Source organism: Halosimplex yunnanense (assembly GCF_054504345.1).
This window is the reverse complement of sequence record NZ_JBTJEL010000037.1, coordinates 220,543-237,423: the sequence shown is the minus strand read 5'-3', so window position 1 is coordinate 237,423 and position 16,881 is coordinate 220,543. Positions and strand designations below refer to the sequence as shown.

At 68.0% G+C, this 16,881-nt stretch carries 19 protein-coding genes and 2 tRNA genes; 10 read left to right on the top strand and 11 right to left on the bottom strand.

The annotated features are described in order from the left end of the window. Nucleotides 1-1,299: an O-acetylhomoserine aminocarboxypropyltransferase/cysteine synthase family protein gene (locus AB2U09_RS20025; RefSeq protein ID WP_459194513.1), complete on the bottom strand. Its 1,299-nt coding sequence runs from the start codon at nt 1,297-1,299 to the stop codon at nt 1-3. A 116-nt stretch (nt 1,300-1,415) separates the two neighbouring features. Further along, nucleotides 1,416-2,315 carry a DUF7351 domain-containing protein gene (locus tag AB2U09_RS20020; RefSeq protein ID WP_459194512.1) on the bottom strand — a complete coding sequence of 300 codons (900 nt, stop codon included), beginning with the start codon at nt 2,313-2,315 and terminating at the stop codon, nt 1,416-1,418. A 96-nt stretch (nt 2,316-2,411) separates the two neighbouring features. Here AB2U09_RS20020 and AB2U09_RS20015 point away from each other — a divergent pair, with 96 nt between their 5' ends. Next, complete coding sequence (locus tag AB2U09_RS20015; protein ID WP_459194511.1) at nt 2,412-3,965, top strand: lipase maturation factor family protein; 1,554 nt, start codon at nt 2,412-2,414, stop codon at nt 3,963-3,965. Between the two features lie 377 nt (nt 3,966-4,342). On the opposite strand, the gene AB2U09_RS20010 is transcribed toward AB2U09_RS20015, so the two are convergent. Together AB2U09_RS20010 and AB2U09_RS20005 are read right to left on the bottom strand one after the other, a co-directional pair. Continuing rightward, nucleotides 4,343-4,415 (bottom strand) — tRNA-Asn (locus AB2U09_RS20010). A 137-nt stretch (nt 4,416-4,552) separates the two neighbouring features. Next, nucleotides 4,553-4,741: a hypothetical protein gene (locus AB2U09_RS20005; protein WP_459194510.1), complete on the bottom strand. Its 189-nt coding sequence runs from the start codon at nt 4,739-4,741 to the stop codon at nt 4,553-4,555. Nucleotides 4,742-4,869: 128 nt separating this feature from the next. On the opposite strand from AB2U09_RS20005, the gene cca reads away from it, so the two are divergent. After that, complete coding sequence (gene cca / locus AB2U09_RS20000; protein ID WP_459194509.1) at nt 4,870-6,288, top strand: CCA tRNA nucleotidyltransferase; 1,419 nt, start codon at nt 4,870-4,872, stop codon at nt 6,286-6,288. Between the two features lie 49 nt (nt 6,289-6,337). Here the strand turns inward: cca and AB2U09_RS19995 are convergent, their stop codons facing one another. The 5 genes from AB2U09_RS19995 to AB2U09_RS19975 form a co-directional block, all read right to left on the bottom strand. Further along, nucleotides 6,338-6,592 (bottom strand): MarR family transcriptional regulator, encoded by a 255-nt coding sequence (locus tag AB2U09_RS19995; RefSeq protein WP_459194508.1) that lies wholly within the window; start codon nt 6,590-6,592, stop codon nt 6,338-6,340. Nucleotides 6,593-6,832: 240 nt separating this feature from the next. After that, a complete protein-coding gene (locus AB2U09_RS19990) occupies nt 6,833-7,849 on the bottom strand; it encodes a histone deacetylase family protein (RefSeq protein WP_459194507.1) in 1,017 nt (338 codons plus the stop codon). A gap of 7 nt (nt 7,850-7,856) precedes the next feature. Beyond that, nucleotides 7,857-8,294 (bottom strand): histone, encoded by a 438-nt coding sequence (locus AB2U09_RS19985; RefSeq protein WP_459194506.1) that lies wholly within the window; start codon nt 8,292-8,294, stop codon nt 7,857-7,859. A 170-nt stretch (nt 8,295-8,464) separates the two neighbouring features. Beyond that, nucleotides 8,465-9,946, bottom strand: coding sequence for a single-stranded DNA binding protein (locus tag AB2U09_RS19980; RefSeq protein ID WP_459194505.1), 1,482 nt, complete (start codon nt 9,944-9,946; stop codon nt 8,465-8,467). Between the two features lie 636 nt (nt 9,947-10,582). Then, a complete protein-coding gene (locus AB2U09_RS19975) occupies nt 10,583-11,260 on the bottom strand; it encodes a hypothetical protein (RefSeq protein WP_459194504.1) in 678 nt (225 codons plus the stop codon). 113 nt (nt 11,261-11,373) lie between these two features. On the opposite strand from AB2U09_RS19975, the gene AB2U09_RS19970 reads away from it, so the two are divergent. Continuing rightward, nucleotides 11,374-11,446, top strand: a tRNA-Arg gene (locus AB2U09_RS19970). Between the two features lie 99 nt (nt 11,447-11,545). On the opposite strand, the gene AB2U09_RS19965 is transcribed toward AB2U09_RS19970, so the two are convergent. After that, entirely contained in the window at nt 11,546-12,259 is a 714-nt protein-coding gene (locus AB2U09_RS19965; RefSeq protein ID WP_459194503.1) for a hypothetical protein, read from the bottom strand. A 169-nt stretch (nt 12,260-12,428) separates the two neighbouring features. On the opposite strand from AB2U09_RS19965, the gene AB2U09_RS19960 reads away from it, so the two are divergent. The 7 genes from AB2U09_RS19960 to AB2U09_RS19930 all read left to right on the top strand — a co-directional run bounded on the left by AB2U09_RS19960 (nt 12,429) and on the right by AB2U09_RS19930 (nt 16,064). After that, nucleotides 12,429-12,776: a cupin domain-containing protein gene (locus AB2U09_RS19960; protein WP_459194502.1), complete on the top strand. Its 348-nt coding sequence runs from the start codon at nt 12,429-12,431 to the stop codon at nt 12,774-12,776. 51 nt (nt 12,777-12,827) lie between these two features. Next, nucleotides 12,828-13,202: a VOC family protein gene (locus tag AB2U09_RS19955; RefSeq protein WP_459194501.1), complete on the top strand. Its 375-nt coding sequence runs from the start codon at nt 12,828-12,830 to the stop codon at nt 13,200-13,202. Between the two features lie 50 nt (nt 13,203-13,252). After that, nucleotides 13,253-13,774, top strand: a complete 522-nt coding sequence (locus tag AB2U09_RS19950; RefSeq protein WP_459194500.1) for a DUF6653 family protein — start codon at nt 13,253-13,255, stop codon at nt 13,772-13,774. Between the two features lie 28 nt (nt 13,775-13,802). After that, complete coding sequence (locus tag AB2U09_RS19945; protein WP_459194499.1) at nt 13,803-14,273, top strand: DUF6653 family protein; 471 nt, start codon at nt 13,803-13,805, stop codon at nt 14,271-14,273. Nucleotides 14,274-14,305: 32 nt separating this feature from the next. Beyond that, nucleotides 14,306-14,926, top strand: a complete 621-nt coding sequence (locus AB2U09_RS19940; RefSeq protein WP_459194498.1) for a DUF309 domain-containing protein — start codon at nt 14,306-14,308, stop codon at nt 14,924-14,926. Between the two features lie 136 nt (nt 14,927-15,062). Then, nucleotides 15,063-15,269 carry a YgaP family membrane protein gene (locus tag AB2U09_RS19935; protein WP_459194497.1) on the top strand — a complete coding sequence of 69 codons (207 nt, stop codon included), beginning with the start codon at nt 15,063-15,065 and terminating at the stop codon, nt 15,267-15,269. A 69-nt stretch (nt 15,270-15,338) separates the two neighbouring features. Continuing rightward, complete coding sequence (locus tag AB2U09_RS19930; protein ID WP_459194496.1) at nt 15,339-16,064, top strand: HVO_2922 family protein; 726 nt, start codon at nt 15,339-15,341, stop codon at nt 16,062-16,064. 134 nt (nt 16,065-16,198) lie between these two features. Here the strand turns inward: AB2U09_RS19930 and AB2U09_RS19925 are convergent, their stop codons facing one another. Then, nucleotides 16,199-16,807: a DUF7344 domain-containing protein gene (locus tag AB2U09_RS19925; protein ID WP_459194495.1), complete on the bottom strand. Its 609-nt coding sequence runs from the start codon at nt 16,805-16,807 to the stop codon at nt 16,199-16,201. Nucleotides 16,808-16,881 lie beyond the last annotated feature (74 nt).

The window sequence follows — 16,881 nt, the reverse complement described above, 5'->3', positions numbered from 1 at the left end:
TCAGTCACCTGTTTCGTTCGCGCGTCCGATCGCACCGTCGACGTCCGCGACGACGTCGTCGATGTCCTCGATCCCCACCGAGAGGCGGACGAGGTCGGGCGTGACGCCGCTCGCGCGCTGTTCCTCCTCGGAGAGTTGCGCGTGGGTGGTACTCGCGGGGTGGATGACGAGAGTCTTCGCGTCGCCGATGTTGGCGAGGAACTGCGCCAGGTCGGTCTCCTCGCAGAAGCGCTTGCCCGCCTCGAACCCGCCCGTGAGACCGAAGGCGATCATGCCGCCGTAGCCGCCGTCGAGGTACTTCGAGGCGTTGTCGTGGGTTTCGTGGGACTGCAGGCCGGGGTAGGTGACCCACTCGACGCCGTCGTGGTCGGCGAGGAACTCCGCGACCGCCTGTGCGTTCTCGCAGTGGCGTTCCATCCGGAGCGAGAGTGTCTCGGTGCCCTGCAGCGTCGCCCACGCGTCGAAGGGCTTCTGGCCGTCACCCAGCGAGCGGACGCCGCGCTGGCGGGCGGCCATCGCGAAGGCCTTGTCGCCGAAGCGGTCGGCGAAGGTGACGCCGTCGAAGGCGTCGTTGGGCGCGCCGATCTCGGGGAACTTCTCGGGGTAGTCCGTCCACGGGAACGATCCGCCGTCGACGAGGACGCCGCCGACCGTGGTGCCCGACCCGTGGATCCACTTGGTCGTCGATTCCCAGACGATGTCCGCGCCGTGGTCGAGGGGGTTGCAGAGCGCGGGGGTGCCGAAGGTGTTGTCGACGAAGACGGGGACGCCGCGCTCGTGGGCGACCTCGGCGATCGCCTCCATCGGGGGCGTGACGAGCGAGGGGTTGCCGATGGTCTCGAAGTGGACGTACGCGGTGTGTTCGTCGATGGCCTCGGCGTAGGCGTCGGGATCGAGCGTATCGACGAAGCGGGTCTCGACACCGCGGCGACTCCCCATGTTCGAGAGATAGGAGTGCGTCCCGCCGTAGATAGAGGAGGCGGTGACGACGTTGTCGCCGGCGCTGGCGAGGATAGAGGTGCCGGCGTCCAGCGCCGCCATGCCGGACCCGGTCGCGACGGCGGCGGTCCCGTTTTCGAGCGACGCGAGGCGGCGTTCGAGCGTCGACACCGTCGGGTTGTCGAACCGCGAGTAGACGTTCCCACCGTCGTCGAGCGCGTACCGGTCGGCCGCCGTGTCCGCTTCGTCGAAGACGTACGAGGTCGTCTGGTAGATCGGCGGGGCGCGGGCTCCTGTCGCCGGGTCGACCTCCTGCCCGGCGTGGACACAGCGCGTCCCGAAAGCGTACGGATCGGTCATGTGTGTCGTGCATATATCCACAAACATCTATAACCACGAGTTACGGCAAATATCTCAGTGTCAGAGAATCACACGGGCCCCGATACGGCGTCGGAATGGCGGACGAAGGGCTGTGTTCAGACTCGCTCGGTGTCGATGACGGCCAGCGAGCGGTCGACGGTCACGTCGAGACGTTCGTTACTCGCCTCGATGGGGACGGTCACGCGGAGGGGGTCACGCTGGATGACCTCGATGTCGTTCGGGTCACAGAGGTCGACGGTCCAGAGCAGGTCCGCCAGCGCGTCCGGTGCGTTCGCTGCGACGAACGGCAGTACCGCGGGGTGGTAGACGAGCACTTCGGGGAGGTCCGTCGAGAAGAAGTTCTTGCAGTACGAGCAGTGGTGGACGACCGCCGGGCCGGGCATCGCGTGCTCGAGGTCGCTCGATTTCTCCTCGTCGGGGACCACGTCGTGGTACATCTCGCTCGCACACGTCGGGCAGACGTCGCTGGCGACGGTCATGAGATCGCGGCGCGCGTAGACGCTCGCCGCCGATAGCACGGCGTCGGGGTCGTTCGACCGGATCGCACCCGGCGGGAGGTGGTACTTGAACGCGAGCGTCCCGCAGTCCGGACAGCGCACCACGAGCATGCTGTTGCGGTAGGTCGCTTCCAGCCCGCTCCCGCAGTCCTGACAGGTCGAGTCGACCGGGAACGGTTCGACCGTCGTCCGATCGGTGAAGCTGTCGGCCTTGATCGCCTGGTAGAGGATGACCCCGGGATACAGCAGGCCGTACCCCTCCGCTTTCTCCGTGACGAAGACGTCGAGCAACTCCTGCAGGTGGTAGTTGAACCGGCCGCTGTCGGTCACGTCGCACCGGCGGCGTAGCTCCTCGAAGGGGAGCGGTCGCGGCTGGCTCCCCTCTTTGGCGTCGCCGAGTTCGAGGATGATGGACACGCGGAGTTCGTTGCCCAGGAGGGAGAACGCCTCGGCGGGCGGGACGGAGCGTCGCTCGGAGACCTGAAATCCGTCGCTCATGGCGAACAACGTCGTAGCCGCAGCCATTTAGCAGTGTCTCTCGATCACGCCGAGCGGTCGACTTTTACCCGTCGACCCCCGTCCATCGACCGACTCATGGCGTGGTACGTCTGGACGCCGTGGAACGGCGAGTTCGCAGTCGCCCGCCTGCTCCTCCAGCGCGGGACCGCGCTCACCTACCTCGTCGCCTTCCTCGTCGCCGCCCGGCAGTTCCGCCCGCTCGCCGGCGAGGACGGACTGCTCCCCATCCACCAGTACGTCGAGCGCTACGAGTTCCGACAGAAGCCATCGCTGTTCTACTACTTCGACAGCGACCGCGCGCTCGCCGCGGGCGCGTGGCTCGGCGTCGCCCTCGCCACGCTCGCGGTCGCCGGGATTCCGGGCCGGTTCGGCACGCCCGTCTACGTCCTCGTCTGGACGACGATGTGGGCGCTGTACCTCTCGTTCGTCAACGCCGGGCAGACCTTCTACGGCTTCGGCTGGGAGTCGATGCTCTGCGAGGCGGGCTTCCTCGCCATCTTCCTCGGCGCACCGGATCTGATCGCTCCCGCCGTCGTGATCTACCTCTTCCGGTGGGTCGAGTTCCGCAACATGCTCGGCGCGGGGCTCATCAAGATCCGCGGCGACGACTGCTGGCGCGAGTTGACCTGTATGGACTACCACTACGAGACCCAGCCGATGCCGAATCCCCTCTCGTGGGTCGCTCACCGCCTGCCCGACCGCTTCCACCGCGTCGAGGTGTTCGGCAACCACGTCGTCGAACTCGCCGTCCCGTTCCTCTACTTCGGTCCACCTCGCATCGCTGCCGCGGCAGGACTCGCCACGGTCGGCTTCCACCTCTGGCTCATGCTCACCGGTAACTTCGCGTTCCTGAGCTTCCTCAGCATCGTCCTCGCCGGGAGCCTCTTCGCCGACGCCGTCGTCGCGGACGCGCTACCGATTTCACCACCCTCGCCCGACGTACTCGCACCGCTGCCGCTGTGGTACCAGGTCACCATCGCCGGCCTCGTCGTCCTCGTCGCCGCGCTGAGTTACTACCCCGTCAAGAACATGGTCTCCTCGACGCAGGCGATGAACCGTGCGTTCGACCCGCTAAACCTCGTGAACACCTACGGCGCGTTCGGGTCGATCACCCGCACCCGCTACGAACTCGTCGTCCAGGGGACCGCCGACGCCGTCGTCACCGAAGACACCGAGTGGGAGACCTACGAGTTCCCCGGCAAGCCTACCGATCCCGGGAGCCTCCCCCGGCAGTGGGCGCCGTATCACCTCCGGCTGGACTGGCAGCTCTGGTTCGCCGCGATGTCGCCCTCTCCCGCGCGCCACCCCTGGCTCGTCCACTTCCTCGCCAAACTGCTCGCCGGCGACGACGGCGCGCGCTCGCTCCTCCGGACGGACCCGTTCCCCGACGACCCGCCGCGACACGTCCGCGTCCTGCGCTATCGCTACGAGTTCACCTCCTTGCCGGAACTCCGGGAGACCGGCCAGTGGTGGTCCCGCGAGCGCGTCGGTACCTACTACGGCCCCGTCTCGCTCGACGACTCCCGGTTCCGCCTCGCGCTGCAACGGCGCGGCTGGGACGTGCCCGAACCGGAGCGAGACGAAGAGACGGAACAAGCAGCTGTCGCCCGGATCACCGAAATAGAGTGAACAGACAGTGTGCGGTGGCGCGCGCTGTCGCGCGCTCTCGTGCGCGCGACGAAGACCGCGCGAGGGGTGAGTGAGTGAGCGGAGCGAACGAGCGAATCGGCTGGGGAGGCGTGTGGCCGTCTGCGGTGGTGTCGGGGTGGGTGGGAATGAAAGGGGCGACCGGCTTCGGGAAGCACGGCGACGGTAGCCGAACGAAGTGAGGCGAACAGCCGGGAGAGCACGCTCTCCCGGAACAAGCACCGCAGACGAGCGAAGCGAGTCGAGGAGCGCAGCGAGCCGCGCGACCGAAGCCGGTCGGGGCTTTCAACTCTCGATGAAGGTTATCGACGAAGAGCTTCAGCGATCGGTTTCACTGGTGAAATCGAGAAATCCTAGAACGCCACCGCCAGGACTCGAACCTGGGACAACCTCGTTAACAGCGAGGTGCTCTACCAACTGAGCTACGGCGGCACGCATTCATCCATAGCCGGAGTTGTTGTATATGGATTTCGCTTTGGATCCGTTACGTCACTGAGTGACGTACGGCGGCCGGCCGGCGACTCCTGTCGCCGGTCGCTATCTGCGCATCCTTCGAACCGACCGGATCCCTATCCGAGATGGCCGCCCCGACCGTCGTCGAACGACACGTACCGCCACGCCGCGTACGCCAGAATCGGCAAGAGCGCTGCGAAGACGCCACCGAGTAGCGTCCCCGGGATCAGAACCATGTAGCCGAACAGTGCGAGCGAGGCGACGGCGGTCGCAACCGCGGCGAACCGGATCGGTGTGGCGTCCATGGACGAGAGTACCGTCCGGCCAGTGATAAGTGTTGTCGAGGAAGTATTTTTGGGAATCATTCCGATGCGACATCCGAATGCCGCCGCGCATCAGACAGATTTTCACGGGTCCCGCCGAACCGACGCACATGAGTGACGAGTTCGATGCGGTCGTCGAGCGGGTCCGCGAGCGGGTCGAACCCGACGCGGCCGAGCGCGAGCGACTCGACCGGGTCGCCGACGACCTCCGCGAACGTGCCCGGGCCGCCGTCGCCGACCTGCCGGTCGACGCCGAGGTGATACAGGTCGGGTCGACGGCCCGCGACACGTGGCTGGCGGGCGACCGCGATATCGACCTGTTCGTCTCGTTCCCGCCCGACATCGGCCGGGAGGAACTGGAGTCCTACGGGCTCGATGTCGGTCACGCAGTGCTACCCGACGGCCACGAGGAGTACGCCGAACACCCGTACGTCAAGGGTACGCACGACGGATTCGACGTCGACCTCGTCCCCTGCTACGCGGTCGAGGACGCGACGAAGATCCAGTCGGCGGTCGACCGCACGCCCTACCACAACGAGTACCTCGCCGAGCGCATCGACGCAGCGCTCGCGGGCGAGGTGCGCGTCGCCAAGCAGTTCCTGACCGGCATCGGCGTCTACGGCAGCGACCTCCGCACGCGCGGGTTCTCCGGTTATCTGACTGAACTGCTCGTCCACGAGTACGGCGGCTTCCGCGCGTTCGTCGAGGCCGCGGCCGACTGGCACCCACAGGTCGAACTCGACCCCGAGGACCACGGACGGGAGCGCGAGACGGCAAAGCCGTCTCGGAATGACGAGGTCGGCAGAGCCGACCTCGCTTTCGACGACCCGCTCGTGGTCATCGATCCGACGGACCCCGAACGCAACGTCGCCGCGGTCTGCTCGGCCGAGGCCGTCGCGCGACTCCAGCACTACGCCCGCGACCTCCTCGCGGACCCGCGCGAGGCGCTGTTCTTCCCGACCGATCCCGACCCACTGGACGCGGAAGCAGTCCGCGAAGCCTTCGAGCGGCGCGGGACAACGCCGGTCGCGCTCAGGTTCGACGCGCCCGACGTGGTGGACGACCAGCTCTACCCGCAGCTCGACCGGTCGCTCGGCGGGGTCACGAGCGAACTCGACCGGCGGGGATTCGACGTGCTGCGCGCGGCGGCGTGGGCCGACGAGACCGTCGTGCTGCTGGTCGAACTCGAAGTCGCCGAGCGGCCGGCCGTCGAGCGCCACGAGGGGCCGCCGGTCCACGTCCGCGACCACGCGGAGGGATTCTACGAGGCCTACGCGGACGCGGATCCGGAGAACGACGGCACGTACGGCCCGTACCTCGACGGCGAGCGGTACGTCGTCGAGCGCCCGCGGGAGTTCGAGACGGCCGTCGGATTTCTGGAGAGCGACGCCGTCTTCGACGTGGCGCTAGGCGCGCACGTTGAGTCGGCGATGGAATCGGACTACACCGTCCTCGCGGGCGGATCGGTCGGCGATCTCGCCGCGGAGTTCGGCGTCGAGTTCGCGGGCTATCTGGACCCGCGTCCATGAGTCCGCAAAAATCAGCCGGAACGCGGCCGACACGGTGGGGTGTGGGTGGTCACTCGGTGTCGATCGCGTAGAGTCGCTGGCGGGCGTCTGCGGGGTAAATCCGTTCCTCGACGAGGTCCGCGTCGGTCAGGTCCGACAGCGCGCTGCGGACGCTGCGCTGGGACAGGCGCGTCTCCTCGGCGAGCGTTTTCTGGGTCAGCGGTCCCTCGTACTCGAGGACCGTGTAGACGAACTTCGCGCTCGGCGTCAGGTCTTCGAGTTCCGATTCCCAGTCACGATACGTTTGTTCCGTACAGCAACACACGGGGTGAAGTCACCAAGAGACTCGTTCCGTGTACACACTTGTATAGGTTTCCGCCGTTCGTTGATATGTAGGAAATTACTGATCAGGTGAGCGACACCCGACTCACCGGTATCTGGGGATTACTCGCGGCGCTCGTCGACAGCTTCTCAGTACACCAGAATACTCCGGTATCCGACCTGACGCGTTCGCCGCTGCATCCGTCACCCCGCGGCCCACTCTCGTCCGCGGACGTTCCCGAACTCACTCGCCGCCCAGGTCGAATCCCTGCGTCTTCACGTCCTCGATGACCTGCTGAGCGGCCTCCTGGACGTCCTCGTCGGGTTCGGCGGGCTCGTAGCCGTCGAACACCTCGTGGACGGTCCGGATGCTCTCGGTCAGGGTGTCGAGACCGTACCCGCCTTCGAGGACGAACCCGAACCCGGCGTCGATTCGGTCGGCGAACGTCGACAGCCGGTGGGCCAGACAGCCGTAGCCCTCCGTCGAGACGCGCATCCGCGAGATGGGGTCGTGTTCGTGAGCGTCGAAGCCCGCGGAGACGAGGAGGAGATCCGGCTCGAACGCCTCGAAGGCGGGGACGATCAGGTCCTCGACCGCGGCGAGGTAGCCGGCGGTCCGCGTCCCCGGCGGGAACGGGACGTTCATCGTCGTTCCTTCGCCGGGGCCCGAACCGATCTCGGTCACGTCGCCGGTTCCGGGGTAGATGCCGTCCTCGTGGATAGAGACGAAGAACACGTCCTCGCGGTCCTCGAAGATGTCCTGCGTGCCGTTGCCGTGGTGGACGTCCCAGTCGACGATGGCGACGCGGTCGACGTCGCGGTCGTCGAGGGCGTGCTGGGCCGCGACGGCGACGTTGTTGAAGAAGCAAAACCCCATCGCGTCGTCGTAGACGGCGTGGTGACCCGGCGGGCGGCCGAGCGCGAAGGGCGTGTCACGGCCGTCGGCGCCGTCGAGGGCCGCGTCGGCGACCCAGTTGGCCATCCCCGCGGCCGCGAGCGCGGCGTCCCACGTGGCCTCGACGGCGACGGTGTCGGCGTCCCAGTCGCCGCCACCGTCGGCGCAGAAGTCCTTGACCTCCTGGACGTAGTCGGCGTCGTGGGCGGCGGCGATCTGCTCCTCGGTCGCGTCGTCGGGAGAGACGTACTTGACGCCGTGGGACTCCGAGAGGCCCTGGCGGATGGCGCGCAGGCGGTCGGGGCTCTCGGGGTGGCGCTTGCCGGTGTCGTGGTCGAGACAGACGTCCCGGTAACCGAAGTTCATGACGAGGTTACTCGTAGTACTGTGCTAATCGAAAGTAGGCCTCGACGTCCTCCGCCTTGACCGTCCGGCGGTCGGCGTGGCGGGCGAGGTCGGCGGCGGCCGCGGCCACGCGGTCGGCGTACGTCTCCAGTTCGGAGGCCAGCGCGACGCGGGCGTCCATGGAGACGCGGTAGTCGTCGATGTCGAGGCGAGCGATGCGGTCGACGGGAGCGATCGGCAGTTCGAGGTCGTCCTTATCGGCGGTGGCATCGACGCCGAAATCCGACGCCATCAGCGTCTTCCGCCCGTCCGCGGTCGCCACCTTCGCCGCCTCGGTCGCCAACTCGGCCCCCCGCTGCTGAATGCGACGGGCGAGTTCCTCGGCGGCCTCGGCGCTGACCCGCAAACTCCCGGCGTTGCGCCGGATTATCGTGTCGACCGGCGCGAACGGTAGCTCGACGCTCATACACCACAAGCGGTCTGTTCCGGCCTTAAGCGTTTCCGAAACCCCCTGTGCGCTGTCGTCGGGGCGTGAGTACCGGCACGTCACCTCCGATCGGTAGTAACTTCCACCCCGTCGACCCGCCGTCGAACGGTCCTTCGCCGCCGAGCGCGGCCGTTTCGCGGTCGAGCCTGTCAGAAGACGTCGTCGGCATCGAGGCGGTCGTCGCGCACCGACCCGCGTGCGGTCACTTCCTGCCCGAGCGTCAGCGCCGCGTCCGTCTCGACCTGCATCGTCTCCTGCCCGTCGTCCAGAATCACGGGATCGCCCGTCTGGACGACCGTCCCCGTGAACTCGACTTCCTCCGCCGCGGCGGCCGTTGCCCCGCCGTCCGCGCTGGCACCGCCGGCCTCCGAGTCGCTCGCGTCCGCGCTCGACCCGCTGCTCGAATCGCCCTCCTCGTCACCGGTGAACGCGCCGAGGCCGGCCGACTCCGAGTCGCCCGACCCGCCGGAGTCGCCGCTGCCGCCCGTACCGCCGGGCGAGGGCGCGGCCGCGCCGGCGCCGGTGTTCTCGTCGAGGACGACGACCGTCGACTGCCAGCCCGCCGAGGCCTCCAGGTCGTCCTGCCACCCGTCCTGGATCTCGGCGTCGGCGACGAACACCTCGTCGCCGGGCGCGATCTCCTTGTCGGCCTTCTCGCCCCACAGCGCGACGCGGATGTCGCCCGTGTCGTCCTGCACGCGGATGTTCCGGACCTGTCCCTCGGAGCCGTCGTCGCGGTCGAACGTCCGTTTCGGGTCGGCCGAGCGCACGACGCCCGCCAGGTCGACGACCTGATCCATCTCGACGCTGGCGATGGCGTCGGCCTCGGGGACGAACTCGACGGTCTCGTCGATCTCGTCGACGGCGCCGTGGTCGCCGACGTGGAGTTCGAGGTCGCCCTCGCGCTCGCGGACGTACCCGTCGACGACTTCGACGGCCGTCCCCGGTTCCAGTTCCTCGGCGCGCTCGGCGCGGTCGTCCCACAGCGTCACGCGCACGCGACCGGTCTCGTCGCCGAGCAGGAAGTTCGCGACCTTCCCCTCCGAGCCGTCGTCGCGGTCGAACGTCCGGATCGACTCGGTCTCCAGCACGATGCCGGTGACGTTCACGTCGGACTGGCCCATCGTCAGGCCCTCGACGGACGACCCGTCGCCGAGCTGGACGTCTATCTCGGTGTCCTCGTCGGGCTCGGCCTTGTCGACGGAGACTTCGAGGCCGTTGTAGCCGTCCTTGGGTCGGCCGGCGATGCGGAGGACCTCTCCCTCCTCCAGCATGCCCCCGGCGATGGACTCGGCCTGCTCGTCCCAGAACGCGAGGCGGACCGAGTCGGTCTCGTCGGCCGCTTCGACGTTGATGACCCGACCTTCCTCGTCCTCCCCGTCGCGCTCGAATGTCCGCATATCGCCGATAGAGACGACTTTGGCGAGGAACTTCACTTCCTCCATGCCGGGTTCGATGTCCGCGACGGTGTCTACTTCCCCCTCGTTGAGTTCGTGGGCGAGGAGCATCGCCGCCGTCTCCTCGTCGGCGAGTCCGCCCATCTGCTCGACCTTCTCCTCGACGGCCTCGCGGAACTCCTCCTCGGAGACGTCGGTCTCCAGATCCGCGTAGATCTCCTCGATCGCTCCCATTAGTCTAGCCGTTGGCAGGGTATCTCGCCGCTTAAGCGTTGTCGTTGCCGCGCTACCCCGCTCTCCTCGGCCGATTTCGCCGTCGCGACGGTCCCGCCCGCGACCGCCCAGAGGGCCCCTCCGACCGCCGGTATCGCTCCGTGCATGGGTCTGCGTGGTCGCCCCTTCCGGGATAAAATCGAGGGTCGAATGGGGGCGGTGTTCAGAACAGAGAATAAGTGAGCGGTTCGATGCGGTGGCGCGCGCTGTCGCGCGTTTTCATGCGCGCGACGTAGCCGTGCGAGGGATGAGCGAGCGTCGCGAGCGAATCGGCTGGGGAGGCGTGTGGCCCGTTGCGGTGCTGGGCGGGTGCAGTTGCTGTTGCGGTCCTGGCGGACTGAAAGGGCGAGGCGGGCTCGCGTTTATGTAGTCGCCTGAGCAGGCGACTATCCGCGCGGGCGGTGCGGAGAGCGCGGATATCCCGCTCAGCGACCGCGAGCGCGCCGAGGGATTTCATCGCTCGCTAATTTCTGTGGTAGTGAATACTACTAGTGGGCGCGCCGAGGGCTTTCAACGCTCGCTAATTTCTGCGGTCGCGTTCCAACTTCACCACTCCACGCAAGACACAGATTCGAACAGAGCCGCGGTCCACTCTCGTTATCGGTCGGTCGACGTGACGTGCGTGTCCTCGCCGTCGTGCTGGTGGACGACCGTCACCGTCTCGGGGAGCGCGCTCTCCAGCGCGACCGTCGCCTCGTAGTCGATTTCCGTGATGCATTCGGCGCACATGGTATCGGTCCCGGCGTCGGACTCGGCACCGACGGTGACAGTGAGCGTCCCCCCGTCGAGGCGCACGTCCGCGAGGGTCGCGGTGTAGCAGGCGTCGTTGCCCCAGATCGTCCCGGTGACGGTGACCGTCCCGCCGTCTTCGTCGAACGCGACCGAGGCCTCGTCGGTCTCGGTGCCGCACTCGTTGCGGGTGACCGAAAGCGACTCGTCGGCGATCCCGCTCGGCGTCGCGGACGGCTCGCTGTCGGGCGTCTCGCTCACCGTATCCACCGGTACGTCACTCGGCGTGTCGCTGCCGTCCGGGTCGGGTTCTGTAACCGTATCGCCGGGTCCGTCGCTCTGTGTGTCTTCGGGGGAGTCCACGTCGGTGCCCTCGCCGGATCCGTCGGTCGTTGCGGGGACATTGGTATCGGTCGGTGCAGGGGAGTCGGTTTCGGTCGGTTCGTCGGTCTCCGTCGACTGACTGCCGGAATCGTCGGCCAGACAGCCTGTAATCGTCAGTGCGCCCGCGGCGGAGAGACCGCGGAGGAGGGTGCGTCGCTTCACGTATCGACCATCGCGGGGTCGAATAAAGGGTCTTCTCGACTATCAAGCGATCCTTTGACACTCGCCGGACGGATCGTAACCCCTTTACAATCAACCGCGGTACGTAGAAGTGAGTCCGGATAGGGTAGTGGACTATCCTCTTGGCTTGCGGAGCCAGGGACCGGAGTTCGAATCTCCGTCCGGACGTTCCTTTCCGAAGTCACCTCGCGAGCGTTGCGTACGTTTCCCCGTGTCGCTGTGGAGGGTCAGCGTCGCTTCTTCGAATCGATCAAAGACAGAGTCACGTCAGACGAGTCTGGTGGCCAGGAAGCCGCCCAGCGCGCCGAGGCCGGCGTTGATCGCCAAGCCGAGCAGTTCGCCGGCGACGAGGATCACGGCGAGGACGGCGCCGCTCGCGGCGTCGCCGATCGCTCCGCCCCCGGCGACGAATCCGACGGCGAGGAAGACCAGAAGCGGGAACGTCAGCGCCCACACGACCAGTCCCGATGCGGCGCCGACGCGCGTCTCGGCGTCGCCGTGGAGGTACGCCGCGGCGCCGCCACCGACGATCGCCGAACCGGGAACGAACGAGACCAGTGCCGTTATCGCCGCGCCGTAGACGCTGCTCGCCCAGAACGTGGCGGTCGTTCCGCCCTCGCGGACGACCCGGTCGCGGGTGCGCCGGCGCGCGACGGCGAACGCCACGGCGCCGGCGACGAAGACGAGGCCGGTCAGCGCGACGCCGATCCCGACCCAGTCGACGAACGGAACCCCGGCGGCGATGGCTTCCGCGCGCGTAATCCCGTTCACCTCCACTCCCTCGGCCATGATGATCTCGGTGATCAGCGCCCGGTCGACCCGGGTGTACAGCCAGACGCCGACAGCCGTCAGGGTGAGACCGATCGCTCCAGCGACGAGCGCGAGTAACCAGTCGACCACCGCCGGGACGGGGTCGCGCCCCTCGGTCGGTTCGTCGGTCAAGCGCTGGTCGGCGTCGTGAACGGTATCTACGTCCGTCATACCTCTCGATAGGAGTGCCAACGGGGTATACCCTATCGCAACGCTTCACGACCGGCAAGGGGGCGAACGCTTTAAGTAGTTCGAGGAGGCGTACGCGGTGGATCGGCCGCTTCGGGCGAGGGATGGGTCCTGTCCACAGAGATTTGTAGCGCGGCCCGGATCGGTCGGTATGAAGCGAGTGAGCTTCGACGACGCCGAGACATACGAACCGGACGAGGGATGGCGTCGCGTCGCGCTCGCGGGCGACGACGACGTGAGCCTGGAGTGGTTCGAGAAACCGCCCGGGCACAGCTCGCCGATGCACGACCACGAGAACGGGCAGGTCTGTCTCGTCCTCGATGGCGAGCTTACCGTCCACACCGAGGGCGATAGCGAGCGCTTAACGCGCTACGACTCGGTGTGGCTCGACCCGTGGGAGTCCCACCGCGTCGAGAACGAGGGCGAGGAAACCGCGGTCGGCCTCGACATCTTCGTCCCCGGACGCTCGTTCGAGTTCTGGACGGACCGCGAGGAGTGAACCGACGGGCGACAGCAGCGTTTAACCCGTCGCTCTCCGACGGATCGCTCGATGACACTGCGACACACCGCGATCCAGGTCGAGGACGTCGAGGCCAGCGTGGCGTTCTACGAGGACCTGTTCGGCTACGAGGTGCTCCGGGAGTTCGAGACCGACGACGGTACGCGGAACGTCTTCGTCGGCGACCCTGCCGACGAGGACACCGACGACCCCGCCGCGCTCCAGTTCGTCGAGGCCGGCGGACCGGTCGAGACGGGCGAGTTCGAACACGTCGCGATCACCGTCGCGGACGTGGACGCGGCGCTGGACCAGCTGGACGACGACCGGATCGACGACGGCCCGATCACGATGGAGGAGTACGACTCCCGCGTCGCCTTCGTCACCGGCCCCGAAGGGTGGGGCATCGAACTCGTCGAGGACCTGTAGGGGCGAACCTCACCCCGCCGACTTTTCACGTCTCTCTGCGAAGCCACAGTATGGACGACTCCACGCGAGCGCGAGTCTGGCGTGCGTTCTGGGAGCGCCACGCCAACCCCTGGAGCGGCTGGTCGCGGACGCTGACGCTCCCGGCGCTGCTGTACGCCGTGTACCACCGCCGGTGGCGACTGCTCGCCGCGACGGTGGCGTTCGCGGTGTTCAACCCGGTCATGTTCCCGAGGCCGGACGACGCCGACGCCTGGATGACGAAGGTCGTCCTCGCCGAACGGTACTGGCGCGAGAGCGGCGACCGACTGGGCGCGCTGCAGGCGCTCAACGTCGGGAACGGACTGGCGACCCTGTACGCCGTCTATGCCGCCTACCGCCGGGACGTGGGCGGTGCCACGGTCGCGGGCGCGGCGGCGATGACGCTGAAGTTCGCGTTCGTCGCCGCCCTGGTCAGGCGCTACGAGGAGGAGATCGAGTGGCCGGCGGGCCCCCGGGTTCGCCCGACCCGGTTGCGGAGTGACCGCAGTGCGGTGGCCACTCGTCGGGTCGTGCCCTCCGCTTATTGCGACTAGCTACCAAGTTACGGAGGTGTCGACGACAGTGCCATCGGAACGGCTCGCGGAGTTCCTCTGGGAGCGCCACGCCAACCCGTGGAGCGGCTGGACGCGCGTGTTCGCGTTCCCGGTGGTGGTGTACGCGATCCTGACCCGCCGCAAGCGGCTGCTGGTCGCGGCGGTGGCCGCCATCGCGGTGAACCCGGTCGTCCTCCCGAAGCCCGACGACGCGCGGGCGTGGACGAACGACGTCGTCCAGGCCGAGCGCTACTGGACCGACCACGGGAAAAGCGGGACGCTCCTCCGGACGCTCGACGCGGCGACCCTGCCCGTCACGGTCGCGGCGCTCTACGCGGCCTACCGCCGCAAACCCCGCTCGACCGCGGTGCTGACGGCCCTGTCGATGGCGCTGAAGTTCGCGTTCGTCAACGCGCTCGTCCGCCACTACGAGGCGGCGACAGTGGCCGACCGGGCCGCCGATAGCGACGCGGGAACCACCGGCGAACCCGCGTCGTAGGGGTTTTCGGCCGGGCGGGCGAACGAACCGACATGGACGCACAGCTCCGGGCGGGGGTCGCCGTCTACAACGCGGGCCAGTATCACGCCGCCCACGACGCGTGGGAAGAGCGGTGGCTCGAACTGCCCGAGGGCGACGACGAGCGATTCCTCCACGGGCTCATTCAGTTCACCGCCGCCGTCCACCACGCCCGCGAACGCAACTGGTCGGGCGCGACCGGCCTCGCCGACAGCGCCGGCGACTACCTCGCCGACCTCCCCGCGACTTACCGCGGCGTGAACGTCGGGACTGTGCGGGACCACCTCGACCGCCTCGCACGCGACCCGGAGCGCATCGAACGCGGACCGCTGCCGGCGCTCACCGTCGACGGCGACGCGCTGGAGCTGGCCGACCTCGACGTCGAGGCCACGTTCGTCGCCGCCATCGTCCTCGCGGAGGAGTTCGGCTACGACGAAGCGGTGATCGAACGGGCGATCGGCTACGCTCGCGCGGATCTGGAGGCCGGCGACGACGGGAGCGAGTTCGTCACCTTCCTGCTGGATTTCGTTCGTGACCCCGACAGCCGCGCCATCGTCGCCCAGCGGCTCGCCGAGCACGTCGACCGGCGCGAACACCGCGAGTCGGACGTCGACGGGCTGTTCGAGGAGCGGTAAGGCCGGACGAACAGACGGGTGCCGCCCCTGTGTTCGACGCGACAGGGACCGAGCGGCCCGTCCGGCGTCGCCGACGAACACCAGCGGATCGTATCCGGTCGACGGATTTGTAACAGCGCCGGCCCGACTGCCGTCCATGGAGTCGAACGTCGGCGGCCGCGATCGTCTCGCGCGTGGAATCGTCGCGGTCCTGTGTACCGTCCTCGCGGTGAAGGCCCTCGCCAGCGGGAACCGCTCGCGCGGACTCGTGCTCGGTATCGCCGCCGTCGGCATGGGGTTCAACGCGGTGACCTGTTTCTGCGGGCTGAACCGAGCGCTCGGGATCGACACGACCGCGGAGTGAGGTCGAGATCAGGTCGCGAGCGGGGCGGCCCGGTCAACTGTTTTCCGCCGTCGAATCCTACGTCGGACCATGAGGGACGAGGACACCGACGGCGAGTCAGACCGAGCGGCCGCCGAAGAGGAACCCGACGAATCGACCGAAGAGTTCGAATCCGAGCGCACGGCGACGCGGGCCGAGGCCGCCGCGGTCCTCCGCGGGCTCGCCGACGGCGTCGACGCGGGCGCCGTCGCGATCGGATCCGGCGAGGACGCCGTCACCGCGACGGTCCCCGACGAGTTCGACTTCGAACTCGAATACGAGACCGACGGCGACGAGGCCGAGATCGAGGTCGAACTGGAGTGGGTGCGCGAGGACGAGCCTCCGATGAGTGAGGTCGTTCCCGGGGACACGTCCGCTGAGACTGCTGGGTCGGACGACGGGGGCGAGCCGGAGGCCGACGTGTCCGGGTCAGCGAACGACGGGGACGAACCGAGCGACGCGGAGGCCGGCGAGAGCGAACAGCCCGCTACTGAGACGGCGACAGTCGAGGCGGCAGCCGACGCTGGCGAGACGAGCAGCGAATCGGGGTCGGACGAGCAGACCATCGTCGAGCCGGTCGCGCCGCTGTCGAGTCAGGCGCGGTTCGAGGTCTTTCGGGACCGGGCGGACGAGTGGCGCTGGCGGCTCGTCCACCGGAATGGGAACGTCATCGCCACAAGTGGCGAGGGCTACACGCGCAGACACAACGCGGAGAAGGGATTGCGGAGCGTGGTTCGAAACGCGCCCGATGCCGACGTCGTCGAAGACGATCGGTAATCGACGGGCACGCGCGACGGAGCGGACCCGAGTCGTCGCACGACAGCTCGGCATGCCACGAGCGGCCAGCGGACGCGGCGGGCCGCCGGTACGTGGCGGTGAGTGCTGGGCAGTACGACCGCGTTACCGGGTCACTACGCGCCGGCTAACAGGTCGCCGACGGCGAACGCGTCGGCCAGGTCGTGCGAGACGACGCCCTCGTCGGGGTCGTAGTCGACCAGTCCCGCCTCGTCGAGTTTCGGCAGGTGGACGTGGTGCAGCTGGATCTCGACGTCGCGGACGTCGTCCGCGGACGCCTCGCTCGCGGCCACATCGCGTGCCAGCGTGGCGCGCGCGACGGGATTCGTGTGAGATTCGAGGGCGTCGATGACTGCTCGGCGCTCCCTGTCTGTCACACACGAGCGGACGTCGTCCCAGGTGTCGCCGTCGCGATGGAGGAGATCGGCGAAGCACTCGTCGAACAGCGGATGGTCGGTCGGTGCGGCGGTCGCCTCGTCCCGGTTCCACGAGACGAGGTCGGCGTCTTCGAGCGCCGGCAGGTGAACGTGGTGCAGTTCCGTGCGAAGCGCCCGGATCTCGTCGTCATCGGCATCCCCCTCGGCGAGTTCGGCGGCGATCGCTCGCTCGGTAAGCGCGTCTGCGTCGGCCAGCGCGACGAGTATCCCCCGCTTGGTGTCGTCGTCGACCGCGGCCAGCGACTGGTTACCGAGCTGTTGCGTGAACTCCTTTCCCAGTGTGCTCATCGTAACTCTTCCTTATCTCTCCCGGGGGAAGTACGACCCGCCTAAGCATTTTGGAGAAACCCGGTATTCGGAGT

Excerpts from the sequence above, each read along its gene's own strand:
- AB2U09_RS19935 (WP_459194497.1), top strand. The coding sequence starts at position 15,063 with ATGGAGTCGAACGTCGGCGGCCGCGATCGTCTCGCGCGTGGAATCGTC.
- AB2U09_RS20005 (WP_459194510.1), bottom strand. The coding sequence starts at position 4,741 with ATGGACGCCACACCGATCCGGTTCGCCGCGGTTGCGACCGCCGTCGCC.
- AB2U09_RS19965 (WP_459194503.1), bottom strand. The coding sequence starts at position 12,259 with ATGACGGACGTAGATACCGTTCACGACGCCGACCAGCGCTTGACCGAC.
- AB2U09_RS19990 (WP_459194507.1), bottom strand. The coding sequence starts at position 7,849 with ATGAACTTCGGTTACCGGGACGTCTGTCTCGACCACGACACCGGCAAG.
- cca (WP_459194509.1), top strand. The coding sequence starts at position 4,870 with ATGAGTGACGAGTTCGATGCGGTCGTCGAGCGGGTCCGCGAGCGGGTC.
- AB2U09_RS19930 (WP_459194496.1), top strand. The coding sequence starts at position 15,339 with ATGAGGGACGAGGACACCGACGGCGAGTCAGACCGAGCGGCCGCCGAA.
- AB2U09_RS19985 (WP_459194506.1), bottom strand. The coding sequence starts at position 8,294 with ATGAGCGTCGAGCTACCGTTCGCGCCGGTCGACACGATAATCCGGCGC.
- AB2U09_RS20025 (WP_459194513.1), bottom strand. The coding sequence starts at position 1,299 with ATGACCGATCCGTACGCTTTCGGGACGCGCTGTGTCCACGCCGGGCAG.
- AB2U09_RS19940 (WP_459194498.1), top strand. The coding sequence starts at position 14,306 with ATGGACGCACAGCTCCGGGCGGGGGTCGCCGTCTACAACGCGGGCCAG.
- AB2U09_RS19980 (WP_459194505.1), bottom strand. The coding sequence starts at position 9,946 with ATGGGAGCGATCGAGGAGATCTACGCGGATCTGGAGACCGACGTCTCC.
- AB2U09_RS19960 (WP_459194502.1), top strand. The coding sequence starts at position 12,429 with ATGAAGCGAGTGAGCTTCGACGACGCCGAGACATACGAACCGGACGAG.
- AB2U09_RS19950 (WP_459194500.1), top strand. The coding sequence starts at position 13,253 with ATGGACGACTCCACGCGAGCGCGAGTCTGGCGTGCGTTCTGGGAGCGC.
- AB2U09_RS19925 (WP_459194495.1), bottom strand. The coding sequence starts at position 16,807 with ATGAGCACACTGGGAAAGGAGTTCACGCAACAGCTCGGTAACCAGTCG.
- AB2U09_RS19955 (WP_459194501.1), top strand. The coding sequence starts at position 12,828 with ATGACACTGCGACACACCGCGATCCAGGTCGAGGACGTCGAGGCCAGC.
- AB2U09_RS20020 (WP_459194512.1), bottom strand. The coding sequence starts at position 2,315 with ATGAGCGACGGATTTCAGGTCTCCGAGCGACGCTCCGTCCCGCCCGCC.
- AB2U09_RS20015 (WP_459194511.1), top strand. The coding sequence starts at position 2,412 with ATGGCGTGGTACGTCTGGACGCCGTGGAACGGCGAGTTCGCAGTCGCC.